Origin of the sequence: Vibrio azureus (assembly GCF_002849855.1) — a bacterium.
GTDB lineage: Bacteria > Pseudomonadota > Gammaproteobacteria > Enterobacterales > Vibrionaceae > Vibrio > Vibrio azureus.
Map to the genome: position 1 here is coordinate 2,334,627 of NZ_CP018616.1, position 22,409 is coordinate 2,357,035.

20 protein-coding genes are annotated in these 22,409 nt (G+C 43.6%); 9 read left to right on the forward strand and 11 right to left on the reverse strand.

All coding sequences use genetic code 11. The annotated features are described in order from the left end of the window. Window positions 1–9: 9 nt before the first annotated feature. The gene (gene bolA, locus BS333_RS10595; protein ID WP_021708220.1) at window positions 10–327 is read right to left on the reverse strand and encodes a transcriptional regulator BolA; all 318 of its coding nucleotides are present in this window, start codon (window positions 325–327) and stop codon (window positions 10–12) included. A 273-nt stretch (window positions 328–600) separates the two neighbouring features. Between bolA and BS333_RS10600 the strand changes: the two genes are divergently transcribed. From BS333_RS10600 to BS333_RS10615, 4 genes are all read left to right on the forward strand, one after another. Continuing rightward, window positions 601–1,758 carry a methyltransferase gene (locus tag BS333_RS10600; protein WP_021708219.1) on the forward strand — a complete coding sequence of 386 codons (1,158 nt, stop codon included), beginning with the start codon at window positions 601–603 and terminating at the stop codon, window positions 1,756–1,758. 44 nt (window positions 1,759–1,802) lie between these two features. Next, window positions 1,803–2,372, forward strand: coding sequence for a YajG family lipoprotein (locus BS333_RS10605; RefSeq protein WP_021708218.1), 570 nt, complete (start codon window positions 1,803–1,805; stop codon window positions 2,370–2,372). Next, entirely contained in the window at window positions 2,372–2,917 is a 546-nt protein-coding gene (locus tag BS333_RS10610) for a peptidylprolyl isomerase (protein ID WP_021708217.1), read from the forward strand. Before BS333_RS10605 ends, BS333_RS10610 begins: the two co-directional genes overlap by 1 nt. A gap of 157 nt (window positions 2,918–3,074) precedes the next feature. Beyond that, complete coding sequence (locus BS333_RS10615) at window positions 3,075–4,427, forward strand: AmpG family muropeptide MFS transporter (RefSeq protein WP_033003194.1); 1,353 nt, start codon at window positions 3,075–3,077, stop codon at window positions 4,425–4,427. Window positions 4,428–4,525: 98 nt separating this feature from the next. Here the strand turns inward: BS333_RS10615 and BS333_RS10620 are convergent, their stop codons facing one another. The 3 genes from BS333_RS10620 to BS333_RS10630 form a co-directional block, all read right to left on the reverse strand. Further along, window positions 4,526–5,185: a ChrR family anti-sigma-E factor gene (locus BS333_RS10620; RefSeq protein WP_021708215.1), complete on the reverse strand. Its 660-nt coding sequence runs from the start codon at window positions 5,183–5,185 to the stop codon at window positions 4,526–4,528. After that, entirely contained in the window at window positions 5,182–5,766 is a 585-nt protein-coding gene (locus BS333_RS10625; RefSeq protein WP_021708214.1) for an RNA polymerase sigma factor, read from the reverse strand. Before BS333_RS10625 ends, BS333_RS10620 begins: the two co-directional genes overlap by 4 nt. 224 nt (window positions 5,767–5,990) lie before the next feature. Then, window positions 5,991–6,575 carry an LON peptidase substrate-binding domain-containing protein gene (locus BS333_RS10630; RefSeq protein WP_021708213.1) on the reverse strand — a complete coding sequence of 195 codons (585 nt, stop codon included), beginning with the start codon at window positions 6,573–6,575 and terminating at the stop codon, window positions 5,991–5,993. A gap of 320 nt (window positions 6,576–6,895) precedes the next feature. Between BS333_RS10630 and BS333_RS10635 the strand changes: the two genes are divergently transcribed. From BS333_RS10635 to csdA, 4 genes are all read left to right on the forward strand, one after another. Beyond that, window positions 6,896–7,690 (forward strand): nucleoside-specific channel-forming Tsx family protein, encoded by a 795-nt coding sequence (locus BS333_RS10635; protein WP_021708212.1) that lies wholly within the window; start codon window positions 6,896–6,898, stop codon window positions 7,688–7,690. A gap of 106 nt (window positions 7,691–7,796) precedes the next feature. Then, window positions 7,797–8,690, forward strand: a complete 894-nt coding sequence (gene panE, locus BS333_RS10640) for a 2-dehydropantoate 2-reductase (protein ID WP_021708211.1) — start codon at window positions 7,797–7,799, stop codon at window positions 8,688–8,690. Beyond that, window positions 8,683–9,288 carry a DJ-1 family glyoxalase III gene (locus BS333_RS10645; protein ID WP_021708210.1) on the forward strand — a complete coding sequence of 202 codons (606 nt, stop codon included), beginning with the start codon at window positions 8,683–8,685 and terminating at the stop codon, window positions 9,286–9,288. Before panE ends, BS333_RS10645 begins: the two co-directional genes overlap by 8 nt. Beyond that, the gene (gene csdA, locus BS333_RS10650; protein WP_021708209.1) at window positions 9,282–10,493 is read left to right on the forward strand and encodes a cysteine desulfurase CsdA; all 1,212 of its coding nucleotides are present in this window, start codon (window positions 9,282–9,284) and stop codon (window positions 10,491–10,493) included. The genes BS333_RS10645 and csdA overlap by 7 nt, the downstream gene beginning before the upstream one ends. 241 nt (window positions 10,494–10,734) lie before the next feature. Here csdA and csdE read toward each other — a convergent pair whose 3' ends face one another. The 5 genes from csdE to BS333_RS10675 form a co-directional block, all read right to left on the reverse strand. Continuing rightward, window positions 10,735–11,211: a cysteine desulfurase sulfur acceptor subunit CsdE gene (gene csdE, locus BS333_RS10655; protein WP_021708208.1), complete on the reverse strand. Its 477-nt coding sequence runs from the start codon at window positions 11,209–11,211 to the stop codon at window positions 10,735–10,737. 20 nt (window positions 11,212–11,231) lie between these two features. Beyond that, window positions 11,232–12,041, reverse strand: coding sequence for a tRNA cyclic N6-threonylcarbamoyladenosine(37) synthase TcdA (gene tcdA, locus BS333_RS10660; protein ID WP_021708207.1), 810 nt, complete (start codon window positions 12,039–12,041; stop codon window positions 11,232–11,234). A 200-nt stretch (window positions 12,042–12,241) separates the two neighbouring features. Next, window positions 12,242–13,360, reverse strand: coding sequence for a murein transglycosylase A (mltA, locus tag BS333_RS10665; protein WP_021708206.1), 1,119 nt, complete (start codon window positions 13,358–13,360; stop codon window positions 12,242–12,244). Window positions 13,361–13,537: 177 nt separating this feature from the next. Then, on the reverse strand, window positions 13,538–13,921 hold the full coding sequence (locus BS333_RS10670) for a DUF2850 domain-containing protein (RefSeq protein WP_418369078.1): 384 nt from the start codon (window positions 13,919–13,921) through the stop codon (window positions 13,538–13,540). A gap of 261 nt (window positions 13,922–14,182) precedes the next feature. Further along, a complete protein-coding gene (locus tag BS333_RS10675) occupies window positions 14,183–14,995 on the reverse strand; it encodes a hypothetical protein (RefSeq protein ID WP_021708204.1) in 813 nt (270 codons plus the stop codon). Window positions 14,996–15,247: 252 nt separating this feature from the next. On the opposite strand from BS333_RS10675, the gene argA reads away from it, so the two are divergent. Then, complete coding sequence (gene argA, locus BS333_RS10680; RefSeq protein WP_418369070.1) at window positions 15,248–16,594, forward strand: amino-acid N-acetyltransferase; 1,347 nt, start codon at window positions 15,248–15,250, stop codon at window positions 16,592–16,594. Here argA and recD read toward each other — a convergent pair. After that, window positions 16,591–18,732: an exodeoxyribonuclease V subunit alpha gene (gene recD / locus BS333_RS10685; RefSeq protein WP_021708202.1), complete on the reverse strand. Its 2,142-nt coding sequence runs from the start codon at window positions 18,730–18,732 to the stop codon at window positions 16,591–16,593. The two genes, argA and recD, sit on opposite strands and share 4 nt — an antisense overlap. Next, window positions 18,732–22,370 (reverse strand): exodeoxyribonuclease V subunit beta, encoded by a 3,639-nt coding sequence (gene recB, locus BS333_RS10690; RefSeq protein ID WP_021708201.1) that lies wholly within the window; start codon window positions 22,368–22,370, stop codon window positions 18,732–18,734. Before recB ends, recD begins: the two co-directional genes overlap by 1 nt. Window positions 22,371–22,409 lie beyond the last annotated feature (39 nt).

Genomic DNA, 22,409 nt, shown 5'->3' on the forward strand with positions numbered 1-22,409 from the left:
AGGTAATAATTAACGTTGACTGCCACCCTGACATTTAGGACTGTCTGGTACAAGGTTTTGCTCTAGATTCGCTTGCCACTCTTTTTCCGTATAAGTATGAATAGCCAACGCGTGGATATGATTTGCAAGCTCTTCCGCTAATACTGTATTAACCTGACGATGCCGTGTAATCAATCGTTGCTCATTAAAACAATCACTGACCACTACAACCTTAAAATGACTTTCAGAACCTGGCGGAACATTGTGCATGTAGCTTTCATTAATCACTTTTAAATACGTAGGTTGTAACTCAGTTTGGAGTTTCTGTTCTATGATATCTTGAATCATATTTTGCCTTTAGCGTCATTAATCAGATACCACAAAGTATACTGAAGTAGCTTTAAGATGCTATACCCATATAAGGGTATATCCAAGTGCTCTCAAGATGATGGATTCAGAACGATGTTACTGAGTCGAATTCAAGGAAGAGAACGAAGCGGAATAGCAGATTCTCTCTGTTTAAGAAAATACATAATTGATAAATTTGTAGCTTTTTGTTGTATCTTGCAACGCCATCATTTGCGACAATGCGCACAAACAGGCTAATAACCAACACTGACTATGAAAACTGAACTCACTCTTCATGACAAAAGCCTCACCCTCCACCGCTTTCCTCAACGCAGTAATGAAACACTTCAAGCTTGGGATGCAGGTGATGAATATCTTATCAATCATGTTGAGGACCTGAATTTACCCGATAACCAAAATATTGTCGTTATTAATGACCATTTTGGGGCTCTATCATGTTGGTTCTCCGCAAAACACAACGTGACATTGATGAGTGATTCGTTTATTTCACGTAAAGGTACTGAGCAAAATTTACAATTAAACCACTGCCGCTCAATCAGTATCTTAACGACAATGGATAAGATCCCTAGCAATACTGATCTCGTTTTATTCCAACTGCCCAAAAGTAATCGCCATCTTATCTGGCTCTTGAGCCAATTGCGGCAATCTCTTTCAACGTCATGCCCTGTTATCGCCGTCAATAAAGCGAAAGAGATCCATACTTCAACGTTGAAACTATTTGACAAATATTTAGGTGAAACCACGACTTCATTAGCGTGGAAAAAACATCGTTTGGTTTTCTCCCAAGCCAATGCGTCTCCGATTCAAGAAGTTTCGCCCATCACCTCATGGAAAGTGGACGGTGAAAATATTCAACTCGACAACCTGCCCAATGTCTACTCGGGTGAAAGTTTGGATTTGGGTGCTCGGTTTATGTTGCAACACCTTCCCCAAGATTCGAATTTAACCAGCATTATTGACCTAGGCTGTGGTAACGGCGTTCTCTCCGTTAAAATTGGACAAATGAACCCACAAGCTAAGCTGACGTGTGTCGATGAGAGCTTTATGGCGGTGGCGTCTGCGAAACAGAATCTCGCCAATAATTTAGTGGCATCACAAAACACAGAGTGCATTGCCAACAACTGCTTAGATAACTTCGCTCCCGAAAGTGCGGAGCTCATTATGTGTAATCCTCCATTCCACCAACAACAAGCCATTACCGACCATATCGCATGGCAAATGTTCTGTGATGCTAAGCAAGTCTTGAAAGGCGGTGGTCATCTTCTTGTGATTGGTAATCGCCACCTTGGTTATGATGCTAAGTTGACGCGTCTTTTTGGCCGTCAAAACGTCAAACAGATTGCCACTAATAATAAGTTCATCATTTTACAAGCAACAAAAAACCCTGCTAAATTAATTACAAAGCAATAGAGTCTGATTCTCATTGCCAATATTATTGATAAAGGAAAAATTAAATGAAAAAAATGCTACTGGCTGCCTCCGTTGCTTTACTCACGGCATGCTCGGCACCACAACAAGCTCAACTTAACCTTATGCCTGCAACCACATTAAGTGCCAACCCTATTGTACAAGGTAAAACTTACCGCCTATCGAGCAAAGATGTACGTCCTGCACAATATGTAGCCTTAGTTGACAGTGGCAGAGCCAATATTTTACCACTACATGCAAAGCAGAACTTAAGGATTTCTCTTGAAGAAGCCTTAGCGAAACAGTTGTCTTCTCAGGGGTTTCAAGCAGATCTCAACAGCAACAATACGTTGAAGTTGGTTGTACAGGAAGCACTGGTCAATGTTAAACACTCTGTGATGAAAAAAGAAATGGATGCGAACGTTGTCCTTGAAATCACAGCAGAAACACCACAAGGTAAGTTAGTCAAAACCTACAACGGTACGGCGAAACGTTCTGGTACGCTCAGCGCCTCAGATGAAGACATCGAGCAAACATTAAATGATGTGCTTGCTCTCACTCTGAAAGAAATTGCCAATGACAATGAACTTCGCCAATACATGCAGGAACGTTTCTAATGCTAAAAAAAATACTTCTCTCTCTCACTTTATTCAGCGCTAGTGTTTTCGCCGGACCGAATGTTTTATTTGAAACCTCTGAAGGTGATTTCACTGTCGAACTAAACCAAGAGAAAGCCCCCGTTACTGTGGAAAACTTCTTGAAATACGTCAAAGATGGCAGCTACAAAGGCACTATTTTTCACCGTATTATCCCTGATTTTATGGCCCAAGGTGGTGGTTTTAACCAAGATATGCAAAAAGTTGACACCTTTGCCCCTATAAAAAACGAGGCGAATAACGGTTTAAAAAATGATATGGCAACCATTGCGATGGCTCGCACCAACGATCCTAACTCTGCAACGCGCCAGTTCTTTATTAACTATGTCAATAACGATTATCTTAACGCAAATGCGCGCTCAGCAGGTTATGCCGTATTTGGTAAAGTGGTGTCTGGTTTCCCTGTCGTACAGAAGATGGCCACAATACCAACCAAGTCAGTTGGTCGCTTAAGTGATGTTCCGACTAAGCCAATTATCATAAAAAACGTGACATTACTAAAATAATAACGAAACCTAAATCACCTCAAGTAACCTCGTATCAAAGAGATATCGGTTACTTGAAACTCTTCATAGCCCTTACTATTGATTTTACCGATATATTCGTATTGATCTACCTAAGTAAATAAAAGGGCTATTCTTTTTGCTCAATTTGGGATTTATTATGCTTTCATCCCCATCGAAGACATGGCTGGAAACATTTCGCAGCTATCTGGACAAACGTCTACTATGGATTCTCATGTTAGGTTGTGCAAGTGGCTTTCCGTGGGTCTTAATTGGATCCAACATGTCAGGCTGGCTCACCGATGCAGGCCTTACAAGAACGGCGATTGGTTACTTTGGCAGTGTGTTTGCTGTCTATTCGATCAACTTCATGTGGGCTCCCTTAGTCGACCGTGTGAAATTACCGGTGCTGTATCACTTATTAGGCCAACGACGTAGTTGGATCTTCTTATGCCAATCCATCATTCTTGTTGCAACGCTCTATATTGCGGGCATTGACCCGCGTGAAGACTTGATGTTTACCTCTGCCTTAGCGCTAGGAATTGCGATCGCTTCATCGACTCAAGATATTGCTATCGATGCATTTCGTATCGATACTTTCCCAAAAAGTGAAGAATCGAAGCTACCACAAGCGGCAGCAATGGGGGTGATTGGTTGGTGGACAGGTTATTCTCTCCCTGGTTTTTTTGCCTTCATCAACGCCGATAGTATCGGCTGGAGTGGGGTATATTATGGAATGGCCGTTGTTATTGTCTTACTGATGTCATTCACTCTTTTTGTCGACGAGCCAATCACTCAACGAGAGAAATTACAAGCCGAAGCTCAGAGACGCCATGAGTGGCTAACACAAGATAAAGCCTTGGCGTGGTTTACCGTGACCGTTGCAGAACCTTTTATTGACTTCTTTAGACGCAATGGGACCCGTGTTGCATTCACTCTGCTGTTATTCGTCTTCCTGTTTAAAATTGGCGAAGCGTTCTTAGGTCGAATGTCGATCACCTTTTACAAAGAAATCGGCTTCAGTAATGAGGAAATTGGCTACTATTCGAAGCTTATCGGCTGGGGCTTTACCATGCTATTTACCCTTATCGGCAGTATGTTCAATGTGAAATTTGGTATTGTCCGTGGCCTTATGATTGGGGGGATAGCGATGGCCGCCAGTAATCTGATGTTTGCTAGAATTGCCGCTGTTGGCCCAAATACTGACCTTTTCTTAGCGACGATCATCGTTGATAACTTTACTGCGGCTTTCTCCACTGTAGCATTCGTATCATTTTTAACGGTTCTGACAGGGCAAGCTTTCTCAGCCACTCAGTATGCCTTGCTTGCATCCCTCGGCAGCTTTGGGCGGACAACGTTAGCTGGGTTTAGCGGGGAACTGATTGATTACCTTGATAACTGGAGTATGTTCTTTATTATCACCACATTAATGGTCATACCAAGTTTACTTATGCTGTTTTCTTTGAGGCATTATTTCACTAAGTTACTCAAACAGGCCAGCGCGCAAAAATAAAAACAAAAATAAAGGGAGCCTATCAAGCTCCCTTTATTTTAAGATAAATCTGCTGCGCTAAACTTCGGAAGAAACTCAGCAAGTAAGGCAGTTAAAAGTTATGGATAAATCCCCTTGCCAAAGCGGTTGAATATTCTCGCGACACCTTGAGTAAATAGCATTGGCTCGGTCAATACCGCTAAGCAAAGACAATCCTCACCTTTTTTAGTAAACGGAGTATGAGTGCACTGACTGTCTCTGACGATAATATCACCGGCTTCATAGTGACCATGTTCATCGCTGAAACCACCATGAAGAACTAACGTTGTCTCCAAGCCTTTATGAGTGTGCTGAGGAATTTTGACATCCTCATTGATGTACATCAGGTTCACCCTTTCATCTTCACCGAAGTCAATGGGGGCACTAAAAACCTTGCCACCGTAGCTTTTCCAATCGCCGATCAAGTCAGCAAAGCGATATAAAGGTTTAGGAAGAGCAAACTCTTTACCTGCAACTTTCACTGAGCGGAGATCATGTAAGACAAAATGGTCGCCAACAGCGGGCTGGGAAACGATATCGTCTAGCATTTGTTCGAAATCATCTGAGTACTCGAACAAAGGTTCGCATGCTTGATTCGCGTGCTTATCTTCAAGTTGATTGACCAAGGAGCGGCATTGCTGACAAATATCCAGATGAGTCGCAACCAACAAACCAGAAACAGCATCGATATCACCAGCTGCATAAGCTTCCAACAAATTAGTATCTAGATGACTGTTCATAATTGCTCCGTATGCATTGAATGCCTTAATTTTTCTACGGCAAGCCTCAAACGGGACTTCACTGTTCCTAAAGGGATGTCAAACATATCAGCAACCTGCTGATGGGGTAATTCTTCAAGATAAACGGCTTGAAGTACCTCTCTCTGATTCTTGGGTAAAATATTCAAAAACTTCAAAACCTGTTCTTTTAGCATGTCCTGTTCAGGAGAATAATGGTCAACTAAGTCGGGTGGATAAAATTCAGCTGGCCATATGTCATCTGAATGAATATGTAGTTCCTTTCCTTTTTGTTTACGAAGCATGTCAAAACAAAGATTACGAAGGATAGTATAAATCCAAGTAGACAATGCACTTTTGCTACCGTCATAGAGATGGGCTTTCTGCCATACTGTCGCCATGGTTTCTTGAACCATCTCCATTGCTATCTGTTCGTTGCCGACATGCTTGAAGGCAAATTGCTTGAGTTTGGGCGCATAAAAACGGAAAACGAAAGCGAAAGCATCTTTATCTCTTGCTTTCACTTTATCCATGTACACTATCCATTCACTCCGCCCTAACGTTTGTGGGCTTTCACTCATCATAATCAGCCTTAATCAAGTCAGGAGCATGCCTGACTGGTGGTCCAACGTAAGTGTTTCAAAAGTCGAAAAGTTGTTTAACTATTTCAATGAGCCGTTTGAGACATAATTATGACTGAAACGGAAACGTTCGCTAAAACAAATTAACCATGTCTAAATCATACGTATTTAGCCAGCAAACAGATCACATGTGCAACGATTAAACACCGATAGTACAGCTCATACCTCTAGATGGTTTTTCTATATCCCATGGCATGATTGAGGAAATTTAATGCCGTGATGCAATGACTACCCCCAGCCAGATGTTCAAAGGAAGCACAATCTAATGGCAACAACTCTAACCAACGTTGTGTGACCCAATTAGGATCGTCGTAAAAACGATGGGAATAGAGCTCATTGAACTGAGACAAACTATTATGAATCTCAGCGAGATGTTCACTCAGACCAGAAAAATCAGGGACATCCTTAGGCAACGACCAATTTTCCATCCAATCTACCTGCGCTTTGCGCAAACCATCGGATTCAGTCCACATACGCCCAACTGAAAATCGTTTAATTCCAACAACAGTAATGCCTAACAGTCCATCACTCAACTGCTCAAAATCAACAATTTGAACAAGGGTACCCACAGTCGCTATTTTGCTCTGTTTATCACTAGCCGCAGTGTTTTCAACCAAACACAACCCGAAGCCGACGTTATTTAGGCTGCACTCTTTCACCATTCTTTTATAGCGCGGTTCAAAAATGCGTAATTTCATTTTCCCTTCGGGTAACACAACCGACGTTAGTGGAAACAACATCACTTCGTTCATTCGTTAAACCTCTTTGTTGTGTTTACTTCTACGAATATTGTTAACGAGCGATCACCAACACATTACACAGTGAAAACATCTACAGAAAATTCATTTAACCGTTTACGCAAACGTTTTCTAACATCAGAGTGGCTCAAAATACCAATAAAGTAATAAGTTCCGTCAATTATTCTGGAAATGTGGTTTTGATCACAAAAAGTGGCAAGATTTAAATTAGAAAAGCCTTTTATTTGCAATTTTTGTCGCTATTATTCACCGCGATTAGAAAGCACAGCAAAGACTATGCATTCTGAACCATATTAATCACAGAGAGCTCTTTTATGCGTAAATCACTTCTAACATTAAGCCTTCTTGCTGCAACTTCTGCACCGGTTTTTGCTGCTGACTATTCAGATGGCGACATCCACAAGAACGACTTCAAGTTTTTGCAGTTCAACCTAATGGGTGCATTTGATGAGCTTCCAGGTGAGAGCTCACATGACTACCTAGAAATGGAATTTGGTGGACGTTCTGGCATGTTTGATCTGTACGGCTACGTTGATGTATTCAACCTGCTTACCGATGAAGGCAGTGATAAAGCTGGCGACTCGAATTCAAAAATGTTTATGAAGTTTGCACCACGCATGTCGATTGATGCTCTAACAGGTAAAGATCTCTCTTTTGGCCCTGTCGAAGAATTATTTGTTGCTTCTGAGATGACTTGGGATGGTAAAAACGGCGGCGTGAACAACCAAAAGATTGGTCTTGGCTCAAACGTTATGGTTCCTTGGTTAGGTAAAATTGGCCTAAACCTTTACGGAACTTATGACGGCAATCAAAAAGATTGGAACGGCTACCAAGTATCAACCAACTGGTTTAAGCCATTCTACTTCTTCGAAAATGGTTCGTTTATCTCTTACCAAGGCTACATTGATTACCAGTTTGGTATGAGGAAAGAACTTGGTGCAACGGCAAGCAAAGGCGGCGTAATGTTTAACGGCTTATACTGGCACTCTGATCGCTATGCTGTTGGTTATGGCTTAAAAGCTTATAAAGATGTTTACGGTATCAAAGACAGCAACAGCTTCAAATCATCAGGTATTGCTCACTATGTAGCGGTCTCTTACAAATTCTAATTGAACTGAAATCTCTTAAAATGGCGCGATTTGGCGCCATTTTTTATTTGCTTTCCTTCTCTCTCTCATTATCCTTGCTGTAAAGTATTTTTTATAAGCGCGTTTAGTGAATATTCTTATCCTTGGCCCGGGCTCCATTGGCTCTCTCTGGGCAACCAAATTGCAACTTGCTGGCCACAATGTTTCGTTATGGGCCAGAAACTCGCACAAACGCCTCTCGATTAAACTGGATCAAGACCCTGAGATCAGCTTTGCTAATCAAAACATTTCTGCTCTGAAAAACGCTGATCTTATCCTAGTCACTGTTAAGGCCTGCCAGGTAGAGCTGGCGATTCAGCCGTTGTTGAAACATATCCCGCCTGAAACTATCGTGATGTTGATGCACAACGGAATGGGCACTGCCAAATTCATAACCAAGAAGCTGGCAAGTAACCCGATTGTCATCGCCACCACCACCCATGGTGCATACAAACCTGCTCCCAATCATGTTCTTCATACTGGGTTCGGTACTACCCACATGGGCGGCTTCAATAGTAAAGGAACTCAGTGTCACTTTCTTCAAGCGGTCATGAACCATGCCTTACCCACCGTTGATTGGCAGGTCGACATTCAACCCGCCCTGTGGAACAAGCTTGCAATAAATTGTGTGATCAACCCATTAACGGCCATTCATCAATGCAAAAATGGTCAGCTTGCAGCCCCAGAGTTCCAGCCAATGATAAACAATCTGATCCAAGAATTGGTTGAAGTCATGAGCAAAGAAGAGATTGAGGTAGAGTTTGCTTCGCTGCACGCTATCACCATGCAAGTGATTCATGCTACGGCTGAAAATTATTCGTCAATGAGACAAGATATTTTTCATCAACGCGATACCGAGATAGACTTTATTACAGGGTACGTCATGCATTGTGCTGAGCAACACCAAATTGCAGTACCAGAAAATGCCAAACTTTATCGCCGCATCAAACAAATTGAACACAGCTGGAAAAATAATGAATAAAAAAATCTTAGTTCCTATCGCACCTGGTACTGAAGAGATGGAAGCCGTTACGGTTATCGATATGATGGTACGAGCAGGTTATGATGTCACCGTCGCCAGCGCTGACTTCGATGGCTCGTTAACCATGCAAGCCTCACGAGGAGTAACACTGACCGCTGATTGCAAGCTGGTCGACATTGCCGATGATGAGTTTGATGTTATCGTGCTATCCGGTGGCGTGAAAGGCGCAGAAGTTTTTCGCGACAGTACGGTCATGATGGAGATGCTAAAGCAGCATATGTATGAAGGAAAACTGGTCGCTGCTATATGTGCCGCCCCAGCTCTCGTTCTTCAGCACCACCAGCTTTATCAAAACGCACTGATGACTTGTCACCCGAGTTTTCAAGATAAAATCCCACAGGATAAATGGCGTCCCAAACGCGTTACTATCGATATCAATCATAACTTGATCACTAGCCAAGGCCCCGGCACGGCCTTAGAGTTTGCCATGGAGATCATTATTAAGCTGTCAGGAAAAGCGCATGCTTGGTCGGTAGCAGAGCCGATGATTACCTTACCAACACTGCACTATCACAAGCTGGGTGAAGCATCATGCTAAATGTAGACGAAATTCGCCAACAATTTCCTGCTCTAAACCACGCTGCTGACCAACCAGCGTTAATCTATTTAGACAGTGCAGCAACGACACAAAAACCACAGTGTGTGATTGATACGATAAGTCACTACTACAGTGCACAGAACGCTAATGTGCATCGTGGGAGTCATCGCTTAACAGCCCAAGCAACAGGCCAGTTCGAAGCAGCACGAGAAAGAATCGCAACCTTTATTGGTGCCGCAAGTTCAAAAGAAATCATTTGGACACGAGGGGCGACCGAAGCGCTCAACCTTATTGCTCAGACGTATGCTCGAAGCACGTTAAAACCAGGCGATGAGATATTGATCAGTGAAATGGAGCATCACGCGAATATTGTTCCTTGGCAAATTGTCGCTGAACAAACCGGAGCAAAAGTGGTGAAAGTCCCAATGACTCAAGACTGCCAGTTTGATCTTGAAGCCTTCAAAGAGTTACTTTCACAACGCTGTAAAATTGTCGCCTGTGCGCAGATCACCAATGTAACAGGAACTCGACAACCCATTGAAAGCATCATCACTCTGGCCCATAACGTAGGCGCGGTTGTCGTAATTGACGGAGCTCAAGGCATTGTTCATGAAACACTAAATCTCTCTGAATTAGGCGCTGACTTTTACGTTTTTTCTGGCCATAAGCTCTACGCTCCAGCAGGCGTTGGGGTACTGTATGGTAAGCTTGAGTTGTTAGAAAGCATGCCACCATGGCACGGCGGTGGTAAAATGGTGGAAAGAGTCTCTTTCGAACGCACCACTTTTTCTGCTTTGCCGGGTAAATTTGAGGCAGGTACACCGAATGTAGCAGGTGCGATCGCTCTAGCAAAAGCTGTGGAATGGTATCAAAGCTTTGACCAACAAGAGGTAGAATCCCACTTACATACCCTGCAAAACAAAGCTTATCTCGCCTTAAGCCAGCTTGAGGATATTCGTATTCTCGGCTACCAACCTCATGCTTCCGTTCTAACTTTTGTCATTGATGGCGTTCATCATCAAGATATCGCGACTTTACTGGATCAACAAGATATCGCGGTTCGCGCAGGCCATCACTGTGCCCACCCATTGATGGATGCATTGAATGTCAAAGGCACAGTACGTGTCTCATTTGGTATTTACAATACTTTAGAAGATGTCGATAAGCTGATTGCCGCAGTAGAAAAAGCGCTAGATATGCTTTAGGAGATAGGGTCTAGGGTCCTAGGTCCTAGGTCCTAGGACTTTAGATTACGGATTACGGATTACGGATTACGGATTACGGATTACGGATTACGGATTACGGATTACGGATTACGGATTACGGATTACGGATTACGGATTACGGATTACGGATTATTTTTCATGCCTTTCATATAGATGTCAACACTTCCGTATTCTGTAAGCGAAGCGCTCTGTATTCCTAAATTCCTAACTTAAATACTCGCTACAAATCGATTCCCAGCCTCGCTTCGGCTCGCTCACAACCTAAGTCCCTAGGAACTAGGTCCTTAATCTTCTCCACAATCGCTTTCAATCCATTGCCTCGTGATGGGCTTAAATGAGCAATTAAACCAAGCTGGTCAAAATAAGCATCGATATCAAACGCTTGAATTTGTTCTGCTGTTTTACCGTCGTAAGCCGCCATCACTAAGGCAATCAGGCCACGCACGATACGTGCGTCAGAGTCTGCACAGAAGTACCATACACCTTCTTGCTCTTTGCTCACCAACCACACTAGGCTTTCACAGCCAGATACCGTAACCTGCTCTGATTTAAGTGCTTCAGGCATCTGTGGTAATTGTTTACCCCATTGAATGACCTGACGATAACGGTCTTCCCAACCTTTAAACTGCTGCATCGTTGCAACAATCTCTTCGCTGGTAATATCACGACCAAAAGGTGAAATAGGAAACTCAATCATGACGTGCTGTTCTCTTTGGTTTACTTCTTATGCTTTTGAATTAGCTTTTCAACGATACGTGATACCGCCACAAAGCCAAATGTTGCCGTGACGACAGTTGCAGCACCAAAACCACTGGCACAATCCATGCGTTTTGGTCCTTCTGCTGTCGACTTCACTCCACACACGGAACCATCCGCTTGAGGATATTTCAACTGCTCAGTAGAAAAGACACAGTCGATACCGAACTTACGGGCCGGATTAGTCGGGAAGTTATGATGACGACGCAGAGTATCTTTAATCTTTTTCGCTAAAGGGTCTTGAATGGTTTTCGTTAGATCAGCGACTTTTATTTGTGTTGGATCAACTTGTCCACCAGCCCCACCCGTTGTGATGACTTTGATTTTATTGCTACGACAGTAGGCTAACAAAGAAGCTTTTGCTCTCACACTGTCGATTGCATCCAACACGTAATCAAATTCTTTGCTTAAATATTGGTGTTGGTTATCGGGAGAAATAAAGTCATCAATCAAGTTCACCTGACACTCTGGATTAATCAGTTTTACTCGTTCTGCCATCACTTCTATTTTGCTTTTGCCGACTGTCCCAGTCATCGCGTGGATTTGACGGTTAATGTTAGTCACGCACACATCATCCATATCGATCAATGTAAGCTCACCAATACCCGTTCGTGCTAATGCTTCGACTGCCCATGAACCAACGCCACCAATTCCGATGACACAGACATGAGCTGCTCGCAGGATCTCAACTTCATTATTACCATAAAGACGACGAGTTCCACCAAAACGTTGGTCGTAATTTTCTGAAGCCGGAGTATCAAGTTCACGCATAACGAAAATCCAGATGAATAATAGAAAAAGAAAGAGTGCGATTTTATACGCACTCTTTATAAAAATGTCTACACCATGTGTGCCTTTTGCATTTGAATCAGGCCGATTCCAACCCAGCACACATCATGAATCAATAAGTAAAAAGCTCAACGCATACCCAATTGGCCTCAAATACTTGATTCAGAGCGAAGTGAGTGTCTTTATTGTAACTTTTCTGGCGATAAAGCCCAAGGAGCTTGGGTCGGTGTATTTTCTAGACCCAATTTCCAAACTCGACCAAAATGCTTATAGTGGCCAGCTTCTGTTCCGGCTCTTGGCCCCATACCATGATAGAGATCCAGATGGTTCTGCTTAACCGCTCCGCCCGTGTCCAAGACAATGAGCAGGCGCAACTGGTGTGCTCCACTCCACTTGCCGTCTTTAGTCAATAATGGAACTTCAGCCAAAATAGGGGTACCCATGGGCAGAATAGATCGATCCCCTGCAACAGAAGCCATTGGCAATAATGGAATCCCTGCCGAACCTGTAACAGGCGCATCCGCTTGAGGCTCAAAAAAAACATACGATGGATTTTGCTCAAGCAGTTCACGTACCGTTTGATCATCGTGTTTAGCCACCCATTCTTTAATGGCTTTCAGCGACATTTTTTCCCGCGGCACTTCGCCACGCTCAATGAGGATTCGACCAATACTAACGTAGGCTTTGTTATTTTTTCCTGCATACGCGAAATACTCTAAAGTATCGTCATCTTCAAAGTGAACAAAGCCACTGCCTTGCACTTCCATCATAAATGGATCAATCAAATTAGGGGCATAGCCTAAAACCAACCCTTGCCCTTCTAAAGCCCCATTGTAAATCTCAGCACGAGTCGGACAGTGACTTTGACAATCAGGTTTCCCATAAACTGGATATTTGTATTCTTGATTAGGAGTATGACGCAACTCCATCACCGGAGAAAAATAGCCAGTAAACAGAACATTGCCTTGCTTATCACCTCCACCCAGTTGGGCAACCTTAATTCCATAATCACCCAGAGCCGTTGTATCACCACTTTGCAACGCCCATTCCTTCAGTTTTTCATACAAAGGTTGGTACATTTTTGCCATCGAAGGTGAATGAGTGACCACTTGTTCCGCTTGCTTAGGAAATTCTGTAAAGTCTTGAGGTTTATTCGATTCAACCACCTCGACTCTATTTAAAATATGCGTAAAAGTACCATCTACGTATTGTTGAGCAAGTGCGTGCTGCTCTGGTTCAGTAGTTGTGGCACAGCCAAAGAGGATGCTTAGAGACGCAATAGGAAAGAGTTTTGTAAACACGTGTTATTTCCATTAAAGAAGATAGCGAAAGGATGGCAAACAAATGCCTGTGGTGCAATGGAAAACAGCCGTTATCCATGCTCATCCCGGCAAAGGCGGCAGCGAGATAAACCTCACTGCTAGTAGCCTAGCTAGGAATTGACTAGGATAATAGAGGAAAATATGAGAAATCAATAATTAAAGAACTTTCAAATGAGAACGTCCTTCAAGATGAAACACTGGGAGGTAATGGTCATGCGAGTTCAATTTAATCTCAGTATGGTGCTGGTCTACAAAATCAAATCGACGAATCGAGCTACCGACTTTATATGACAATGTTTTCTCATCAAGAGAAAAATCTGTTGCCACAACAGAACCATGGACAGTCACCCCTTTTGCACTCAGGATAAACTCTTCTCGTGCATAGGAAGGGACATTTTGCTCAACCCACTTTCCATATACCGCCGATTTTGCCAAAGGTGGACTTAAATAACGCATAATTAAGTCTCGGTACATCACTATCACAACCAAGGTTCCAATTAACGCAATAAGCATTAATGAACGCTCGAGCCATTTTTGCATCAAGGTTTTACCTGCAGAGTTTGAGTCAGAGGCTTGGTCAGTAAGAATCGATTTGGTGGTAGAAGGCATAACAACAGCAGTATTGAACAAAAAACGGACACATTATAACGCGTAAAGAGTCATTAAACAAAATGAATCCTACCGCTGCATACTCACCTTCATTACTTGCCATCAAATAGAGTTCAATAAGTCCTATACCCCAGTGACTTCAAGATGCTTGATTCAGAGCGAGGTCACTGAACTCTTTATTTGCTTTTACTATTAGACAAGCTGGCCAAAAATTTGAGACTTATCGACAAAGCTAGGGTTGTCCTTCCAACCGTCACCGGTAACAGGCATTGAACCCGGTACTTTAAGTTCAGCTAAACCACCCACAAGCTGATCAATTGCGTCAGCCATTTCTTTGTCACTCAGTGGCTTTTGATGCTCATTTTCAATCTCATAAATATGGTTCGCTATATGATTTTTTACGCTATCGATATGGCCCCTCATCCCCTGACTGACCGCCTCTCGCATTTTTTCTTCATCACCGGCGATGTCTAGCATGTCTTTTGATAACCATACATCACCTCGAGCTGTCAGTGATTCATCCAAAGTCATCACTTGACGAGCATCACTCAAAAAGCCTCGGTATGCAGACGTATTTTCAGTACCAATAACAGGCAAAAAGAAGCTAAAACCAGTATTTCCAAGCTTTGCTATATCTTTAGGGTTTGTATTCGATTTTGTCGGAATTTCATCAATGACTTTCAGTTCAAAGTTGGATTTTACCTGCTCAAAACCACCAGCAGCAAAGTGGGCAAACTTCACTTTATCTTTTATTTCTTGAGCTCTAGGATGATCAACTAATGCAACAGTTTGATCTTTGGGAATAGGGAGCTTCATTGAATACTCTGCCATTGTAAAGGGCAGTGTCGGCACTTTATCATCTGCCCACTCAAGCTTAAACTTAGCATTAAAAGCAGCGGCCTCTTTTCTGTTTTGCTCTGAGGCTGAAATGGCCTTAGTTTGTGGTGCTTCCACTTTCGTTACTGGAGGCGGTGGTGGGGGTGGTGCACTTCCTTCAATCTTCATTGTATTTTACCTTATTGCATTCAAGTTTAAAAAACGATTCGAAAGATACAAAGCTGAGTATCTTTCATAACGTTAAGAACCGGCTAAATTGAAACAGCCTTGTTCTATATCCATAAAAGTCGAATTTTTATATTCAGTTCCATTGCCCTTGGTAAAAATAATTTCCTTTGTTTTGTCCCTTTTACAATCAACAAAAAGCTTGCTCAGCATAAAATAAAAAAGCAATAATTAAGCATATTTAAACAAAAGGAAATGTATGTCGTGAAAACTCGTAGTACGGCATTGGTCAAAGGATTTCGCCAATCTACCCCTTATGTCAATGCTCACCGTGGAAAAACCATGGTGGTGATGCTCAGTGGCGAAGCGGTCGCTGATAAAAACTTCGGTAATATTATCAACGATATAGCTTTGATGCATAGCTTGGGCATCAAAGTCGTGATTGTTTTTGGTGCAAGGCCACAAATAAACCAACAACTCGTCAAACATGGGCTGATTACGCCCTATCACAAAAACATCCGCATTACCGATGAAGCGGCACTTTCTGTGGTTATGCAGGTTGCAGGACAACTTCAGCTTGCGATTACTGCACGCCTCTCCATGAGCCTTGGTAATACGCCTATGGCAGGAACACAACTTAATGTTATTAGCGGTAATTTTGTCATCGCTCAACCACTGGGGATTGATGAAGGTGTGGATTATTGTCACAGCGGGCGCATTCGTCGCATTGATACTCATGCAATCCATCGAGCATTGGAGCAAAATTCCATCGTACTTTTTGGTCCGGTTGCAGGCTCAGTGACTGGGGAATGCTTTAACTTACTTTCTGAAAATGTTGCCACCGAACTGGCGATTAAACTTGGCGCGGATAAATTGATTGGCTTTTGCGCTGAGCAAGGCGTCATCGATGACCATGGCAATGCCGTTGCAGAATTATTCCCGATAGAAGCAGAACGAGCCATACAAAAGCTTACCGATGATCAAGCTGATGGTTGTGGTGCTCATGCCGATGCCGTTGGCTTTCTCAATGCTGCTATCCATGCCTGCCGAGCGGGTGTACCACGTTGTCACTTGATCAGCTACAAAGTCGATGGTGCCCTGATTCAAGAATTATTTTCATTCGATGGTATTGGAACTCAAATCGTCGTGGCAAGCGCCGAACAAGTTCGCGAAGCCAACATAAATGATATTGGTGGTATCTTAGATCTGATTCTCCCCCTTGAAGAACAAGGTATCTTAGTGCGTCGTTCTAGAGAGCAGCTAGAGCAAGAGGTTCGCCAATTTACGATTATTGAAAAGGATGGCTTGATCATCGGCTGCGCAGCTTTATATCCCTATTTTGATGAGCGTAAAGCAGAAATGGCCTGCGTTGCGATTCACCCCGATTACCGTGATGGTAACCGAGGGCTCTTACTGTTAAACCATATGAAGCATCGCTCTAAAAGTACCAATATCGAACAGATCTTTGTCTTGACGACACGCAGCTTGCACTGGTTCCGCGAGCAAGGTTTCTACGAAGTCAGTCTGGATTATCTTCCTAATGCAAAGCAAGATTTATACAACTTTCAAAGGAAGTCCAAAATCTTAGCGCTGGATCTTTAAGGTGACAGACGTGAAACTAATCCACTGGCTCGTGACGTCTTAATTTTTATCCCACGCTTGAGGATGTTCATATCGGTGTACATCGCTAGGCGTTTTTTCGCCCGAGTGATGCCTGTATAGATCAGCTCGCGAGTTAAAATTGGACTATAAGTCGGAGGCAGTATCATCAAAGTAAACTCAAACTCACTCCCTTGAGATTTGTGGATTGTCATCGCATAAGCAGTGTCATGTTCAGGCACTCGGCTGGGTAAGACTGATTTGACACTGCCGTCAGGCAATTCAAAGAATACCTTCAAGCGCTGTTCCTCTTCACGATCATCGAGCATACATATACCGATATCTCCGTTGTACAACCCTAGACTATGATCATTACGAGTCACCATCACTGGCCGTCCATGATACCAAAGCTCATCTTGCGTTTGGATTAACTTGCGAGCGGCCAAGGCTTTTTCAACCCGCTGGTTTAAGCCAGCTACACCAAAATCTCCTTCCCGAACCGCACACAGTAGGCGACATCGATTAAAAGCTTCTAACACTGCTTTGGCTTTATCGCTAACACTCTCTGGGTGGCCAGTTTCTGGGTGGTTATAATGATGATTGATGCGTTTTAAGTAATGGCCATACTCTTTGACCAGCGTTTGCATCATTTGATTATAATGTTGGCTACTCAAAGCAAACTGCTCAATATCGGCGAAGTCTTGGTTAAAGACATGGTCGACTTGAGCAGCAGAGCCTGCGTTCACCGCTTTCGCCAATTGACCAATACCCGAACGCGCATCAAAACGATAGCTTTTTTGCAGCATACACAAGCTGTCTGCAATCAAGACTTTGTGTGTCGAGCTATGACTTAAAGTCGTAAAACCCGTCAATTTAGCCACTGCTTTCGCTTGCTCTTTTGAGTAGCCAAACGCATAGAAAGAGCAAATGTCGCCTAATACTGCGCCCGCTTCCACGGAAGCTAACTGGTCTTTATCCCCCAGCAAAATTAAGCGCGCATGTTTTGGTAGCGACTCCACCACTTTATACATCATCGGCAGGTCAACCATCGAAGCTTCATCGATGACTAAAATATCCAAATGCAGCGGGTTTTGCTTGTTATGGCGAAACTCAACACTATTTGGAATGGCACCAAGCAAGCGATGTAACGTACTCGACTCAGTCGGTATTTTGGCTTTTAAATCTGGATCTACGGGTAGCGCTTGTACCGCTTTACCGATCGACTCAGTCAAACGGGCCGCTGCTTTACCTGTCGGGGCAACAAGCTTAATTGTGATATTTTTTTCTGTTCCCGCTTGCTCAATCAAAGCGGCAAGCAATTTGGTAACAGTCGTAGTTTTTCCAGTTCCAGGCCCACCTGAGATCACCGCAAAACGCCGGGTGAGTGCCACTGCTGCTGCCACTTTTTGCCAGTTGACACATACAGCAAGTGGGACGAGATCATCGAGCACTTGTAAGTCTTGCACATGTCGACATTGACTGACAGCCTGATCGATAGCTATCCAATCTAACTGAGTTTCATCAACAATATCTAGATGGTCACACACCAGCTGTTGACGCTGCACTTGATGGCTACTGCCCGTCTCGTTTAATGCTGATAAAGCGTGGAATAAAAAGTGATATTGACGTGCAAATAAATGGTTCAATAGTTCAGATAAACGTGACAATTCTGACGCTGGTAATGAACTCACTTCGCTCAATTGATTGAGCTTGTTTGCTAATGTAACTTCATAAAACCAGTAACGACTCAGATACAAGCGCTGCCCATCAAACATCATTGGCAATGCCTCCCCAGCATGACCAACAAGTGGAGACTGTTGTAGAAGCTCAAGCCAATTGATAGATTGCAGTTTTGTATGCAACGCTAGGGCAGCATCACCAAATAAGCCTAGCTTACTCATCAAGTCAGTCGGTTGCCCTTGTTGATCAAAGAGCGGTAAACAAATATGCCCTTTACCTAATTCACTACTCAGCACTGCTGCAATCAAAGCCAAGGGTTGTCCATCCGCTTGCTGTTGACATTGAGAGTAGATAAAACGAGCAAACTGCTCATCAACGGGTCGAATTCCACCACGGCTCACCAAATGAGACAACACCGTCAAAAGGTCACCTTGCTCTAACAAAACGTCATGACTTTTCATCAGATTAACTCCATTTGGCCTGAATCACTGGAACGTGGGTCCAAGGCTTTACCATCAATTAATTGATCCATATCTTGTAAAAACTCCAGAGATGGCTTGGCGGTGAAAATGCCATGATCGCTTTGCCCATCCATACCACGTAAAAACAAATAATAAACGCCACCAAAATGACGTTGGTAGTCGTAATCTTTCATTCGGCTACGTAAAAATCGGTGTAAAGCTAACGCATAGATTTGATACTGCAAGTCATAACGATGCTCAGCCATTGCTGACTTCAGAGCCTCACCGTGATAATGAGTAACATCATCTCCTAAGTGATTTGATTTCCAATCCAGTACAAAATATTGGCCTTGGTGCTCGAAGACCAAATCAATAAAGCCCTTCAACATGCCTTGTACGGTTTGAAAGTCTAAGTCCCCCGCTCTGGCAGAAAGCGGATCATGGCGCTGGATGACACGGTTGAGTGCGGGCGATGTGAGCACCTCTATCGGAAGTAAAAACTCCATCTCAACCAAACGCTGAGCGGGCTGTTTTTGATTAAGTAATAACCCCTTTCCATCCAACGGTGTCGACAAAACAGTATCGATCAATACTTGCAATATAGGCAGCCATTGTTCGTCTAACTGCTCACTTTCCATCAAGGCCATGATCACTTGAGTATTGGCTTCGTTGGTAGCCGGTTGGGTAAATTCAATTTCTTCAAAGAGACTGTGTAAGAAAGTACCAGGCCGCGCACCACGTGGGAAACTGAAAATAGAGCGCGCAGGTTCGAGTAATTCCGCCTCATCATGCTCTTGAGATGAGTCGATATCAAACCCTGTCACTTCCATCGTAGCATCATGTGCCGCATGTTGCGTACCTTGTTTAACCAGACCTGAGTAACTGGTTATGCGCCAATTTCTGTCGATAGGCATATTGATTTGCTGTGCTTTCAGTTCAACACTGTCTGCTTGCTGTTGTTGGTATTTTTCATCATTCAGCTCAGGGGGATCACAAACCACGACTCCCTCTAACGATTTTTGCTGCTCGGTAAGACCCAACAACAAATCATGAATTCCTCCGGCTTGCCCATTTTGGATTAAATGGCCAATAGCACTATGATGAACCCCTGTCGGCTCTTTTGTTGAACGTCCATTACGAAGTGGAGACGCACCGATAAAACAAGCATAAACTGCGCGCGTTAATGCCACATAAATCAGGCGAAGATCCTCAGCTAAACGTTCCTTATCGGCTTGTTTCAGTGAGGCCTCATTGTTGGTAATATCGAGTACGGTTCGATCGTTGGCCGCATCATAATATTTCGCTTCATTGGCTTCGCGGTAACTGAATACAAAAGGCAAAAACACCAAGTCATATTCTAACCCTTTCGATTTATGAATCGTGACAATTTGTACCAGATTGCGCTCGGATTCTAGACGTTGAATTTGCTCTTCGCTGCCTCCAAGCCCATGTTCGGCATCACTGATCGATTGAGCTAACCAGCGTAGCAAACCATGATCACTATCTAGCTCATTACTCGCTTGTTGGAGTAGCTCTCCAATATGCATAAGATCAGTAAGTACGCGCTCACCATTTTCATCCTGTGATGAAGCCGTCTCTCCCAGTAAACGTTCGGCAATATGACGCTTACTGATCACTGAGCGAAGCATCGGTAGCACACCACGTAACTGCCATAACTTTCGATACTCTTTAAATTCACTGACGGCATTGTCCCAGACAATTTCATCATTATTGAGTGCATCTAAACGTCCAGCATCCAGTGCAAACAGCTCAGAGGCTAAACTGGCCCTTAATGCTCTGTCATTTTCTGGCGTCAAAACCGCTTGTAATAAACGCTGAATATCTTGGGCAACTGAACTGGTAAACACGCTGTCTCGATTGGATAAATACACACTGGCAATCCCTTGCTGTGCCAGAGCCTGTTTGATTCGATGCCCCTCACTCCCAGTCCGGACTAGAACGGCAATATCCCCAGCTTGTACGGCCCGTTTTTTTTCACCATTGACTAGGCATGCTTGACCTTGCTGAGCCGCAGTGAGAATGGTTTGGATCTGACTCGCTGTGGCTTGGGCCATGGCACTCAGATACTCCCCTTTCGATAACGGTTTATCCTCAGCAGGCTGGAGCCAATAAGTTAAAGCTGGCTGCTTTTTCTCATCGAGCGTCCACACTCGCTGAGCTGCATTTGGGCTCGAACTCACCGGTAAAAATGGAATATCACTATCGTAAATAAATGGGCTGTCTGGTCGTTCAAACAACTGGTTTACAGCCTGAACCATGTCATCACTAGAGCGCCAGTTGGTCCCTAGGGTATAGTGAGCGCTTACCTGATTACGTGCTTTTATATAGGTAAAGATATCAGCACCACGGAAACCATAAATCGCCTGTTTGGGATCTCCGATCATAAACCAACCACACTCAGGATTATTGAGATAAATACGGCTGAATATGCTGTACTGCAAAGGATCCGTGTCTTGGAATTCGTCAATCATTGCTACCGGATATAAAGCCCGAATGCGATCGGTCAGTAAAGCTTGCTCGTCATTATCAATTGAGGCCGACAGCTGAGTAAGAAGATCATCAAAAGAGAGCCATTGCTTTTGCTGCTTTGCCTTCATTAACATCCAACGACACTGCTCTATCGCATGGGCTAAAAGAGGTGCTTTTAAACTCACAGGGTGGCTAAGAAAGTGTTCGATCGCACTAAATACTGGATGTTCTGGAGCTGTACCTTTAGGTGTTTTTTCGATTAAGACAGGTTGAGAAAATTTCTCCAATTTATCGGGATAGCCGTAACTGGTAGTTTCTGTCGCAGCCCAAACATCCACTGTTTCTAACCAAGCAGGTAATGATTTTTTGGTGTAGCTGCGCTTATTGATATCAGAGTTTGATATCAGTGCCAGCATATCCTCTTGGCTTTCACGCCATTGCGTTTTAAGTGCATCAATCGTCTTGAGGTTTTGTTGATGCAGTTCCGCAAGCGAGCCTTCCATCGCAGGAACCGATAAAGTCAGTGGTGAACCCGTTAAATATGGCCCAATATCTTGCAACAATTGGGTTGGTTCGGACCAAAGCTGGCGAATTTCCACAGCCAAATCTAAAGGTAATGGATAAAAGTTTCGTCGCCAATAATCTGCGACTACCTGCGTTTTTAAGTGACTTTCATCGGTCACGAACTCATTATCAAAACGGCTACCAGACTCAAAGGCATTTTGCGTCAACATGCGCTGACAAAAACCGTGAATGGTGTATACCGCTGCCTCATCCATTTGGCGTTCTGCTTGCAATAGAATATCAATCGCCTGCTTTTTATTTTCCACCTCATTGAGCAAAGGGGCAATAACCGGGTCGTCACTGCAATTTCGAGAAAAGGCAATTCGGGCATCATGGATACGAGCACGAATACGATCCCGCAGTTCAGCGGTAGCGGCTTCGGTAAACGTCACCACTAAGATTTGATCAACCGTCAGGGGCACACGGTGTTTTGTTTCTGCATTACCGTGACCTAACAGAAGCCGCAGGTACAAGCCAGCAATGGTAAAAGTTTTACCCGTTCCAGCTGAAGCTTCAATCAGTCTTGCACCATGCAAAGGGAAAACCATGGTTTGCAAAGGAGTGGGTACTGACGTTTGCGCCATATCGCTACATATCTCCGAACATATCGACAATAATACTTT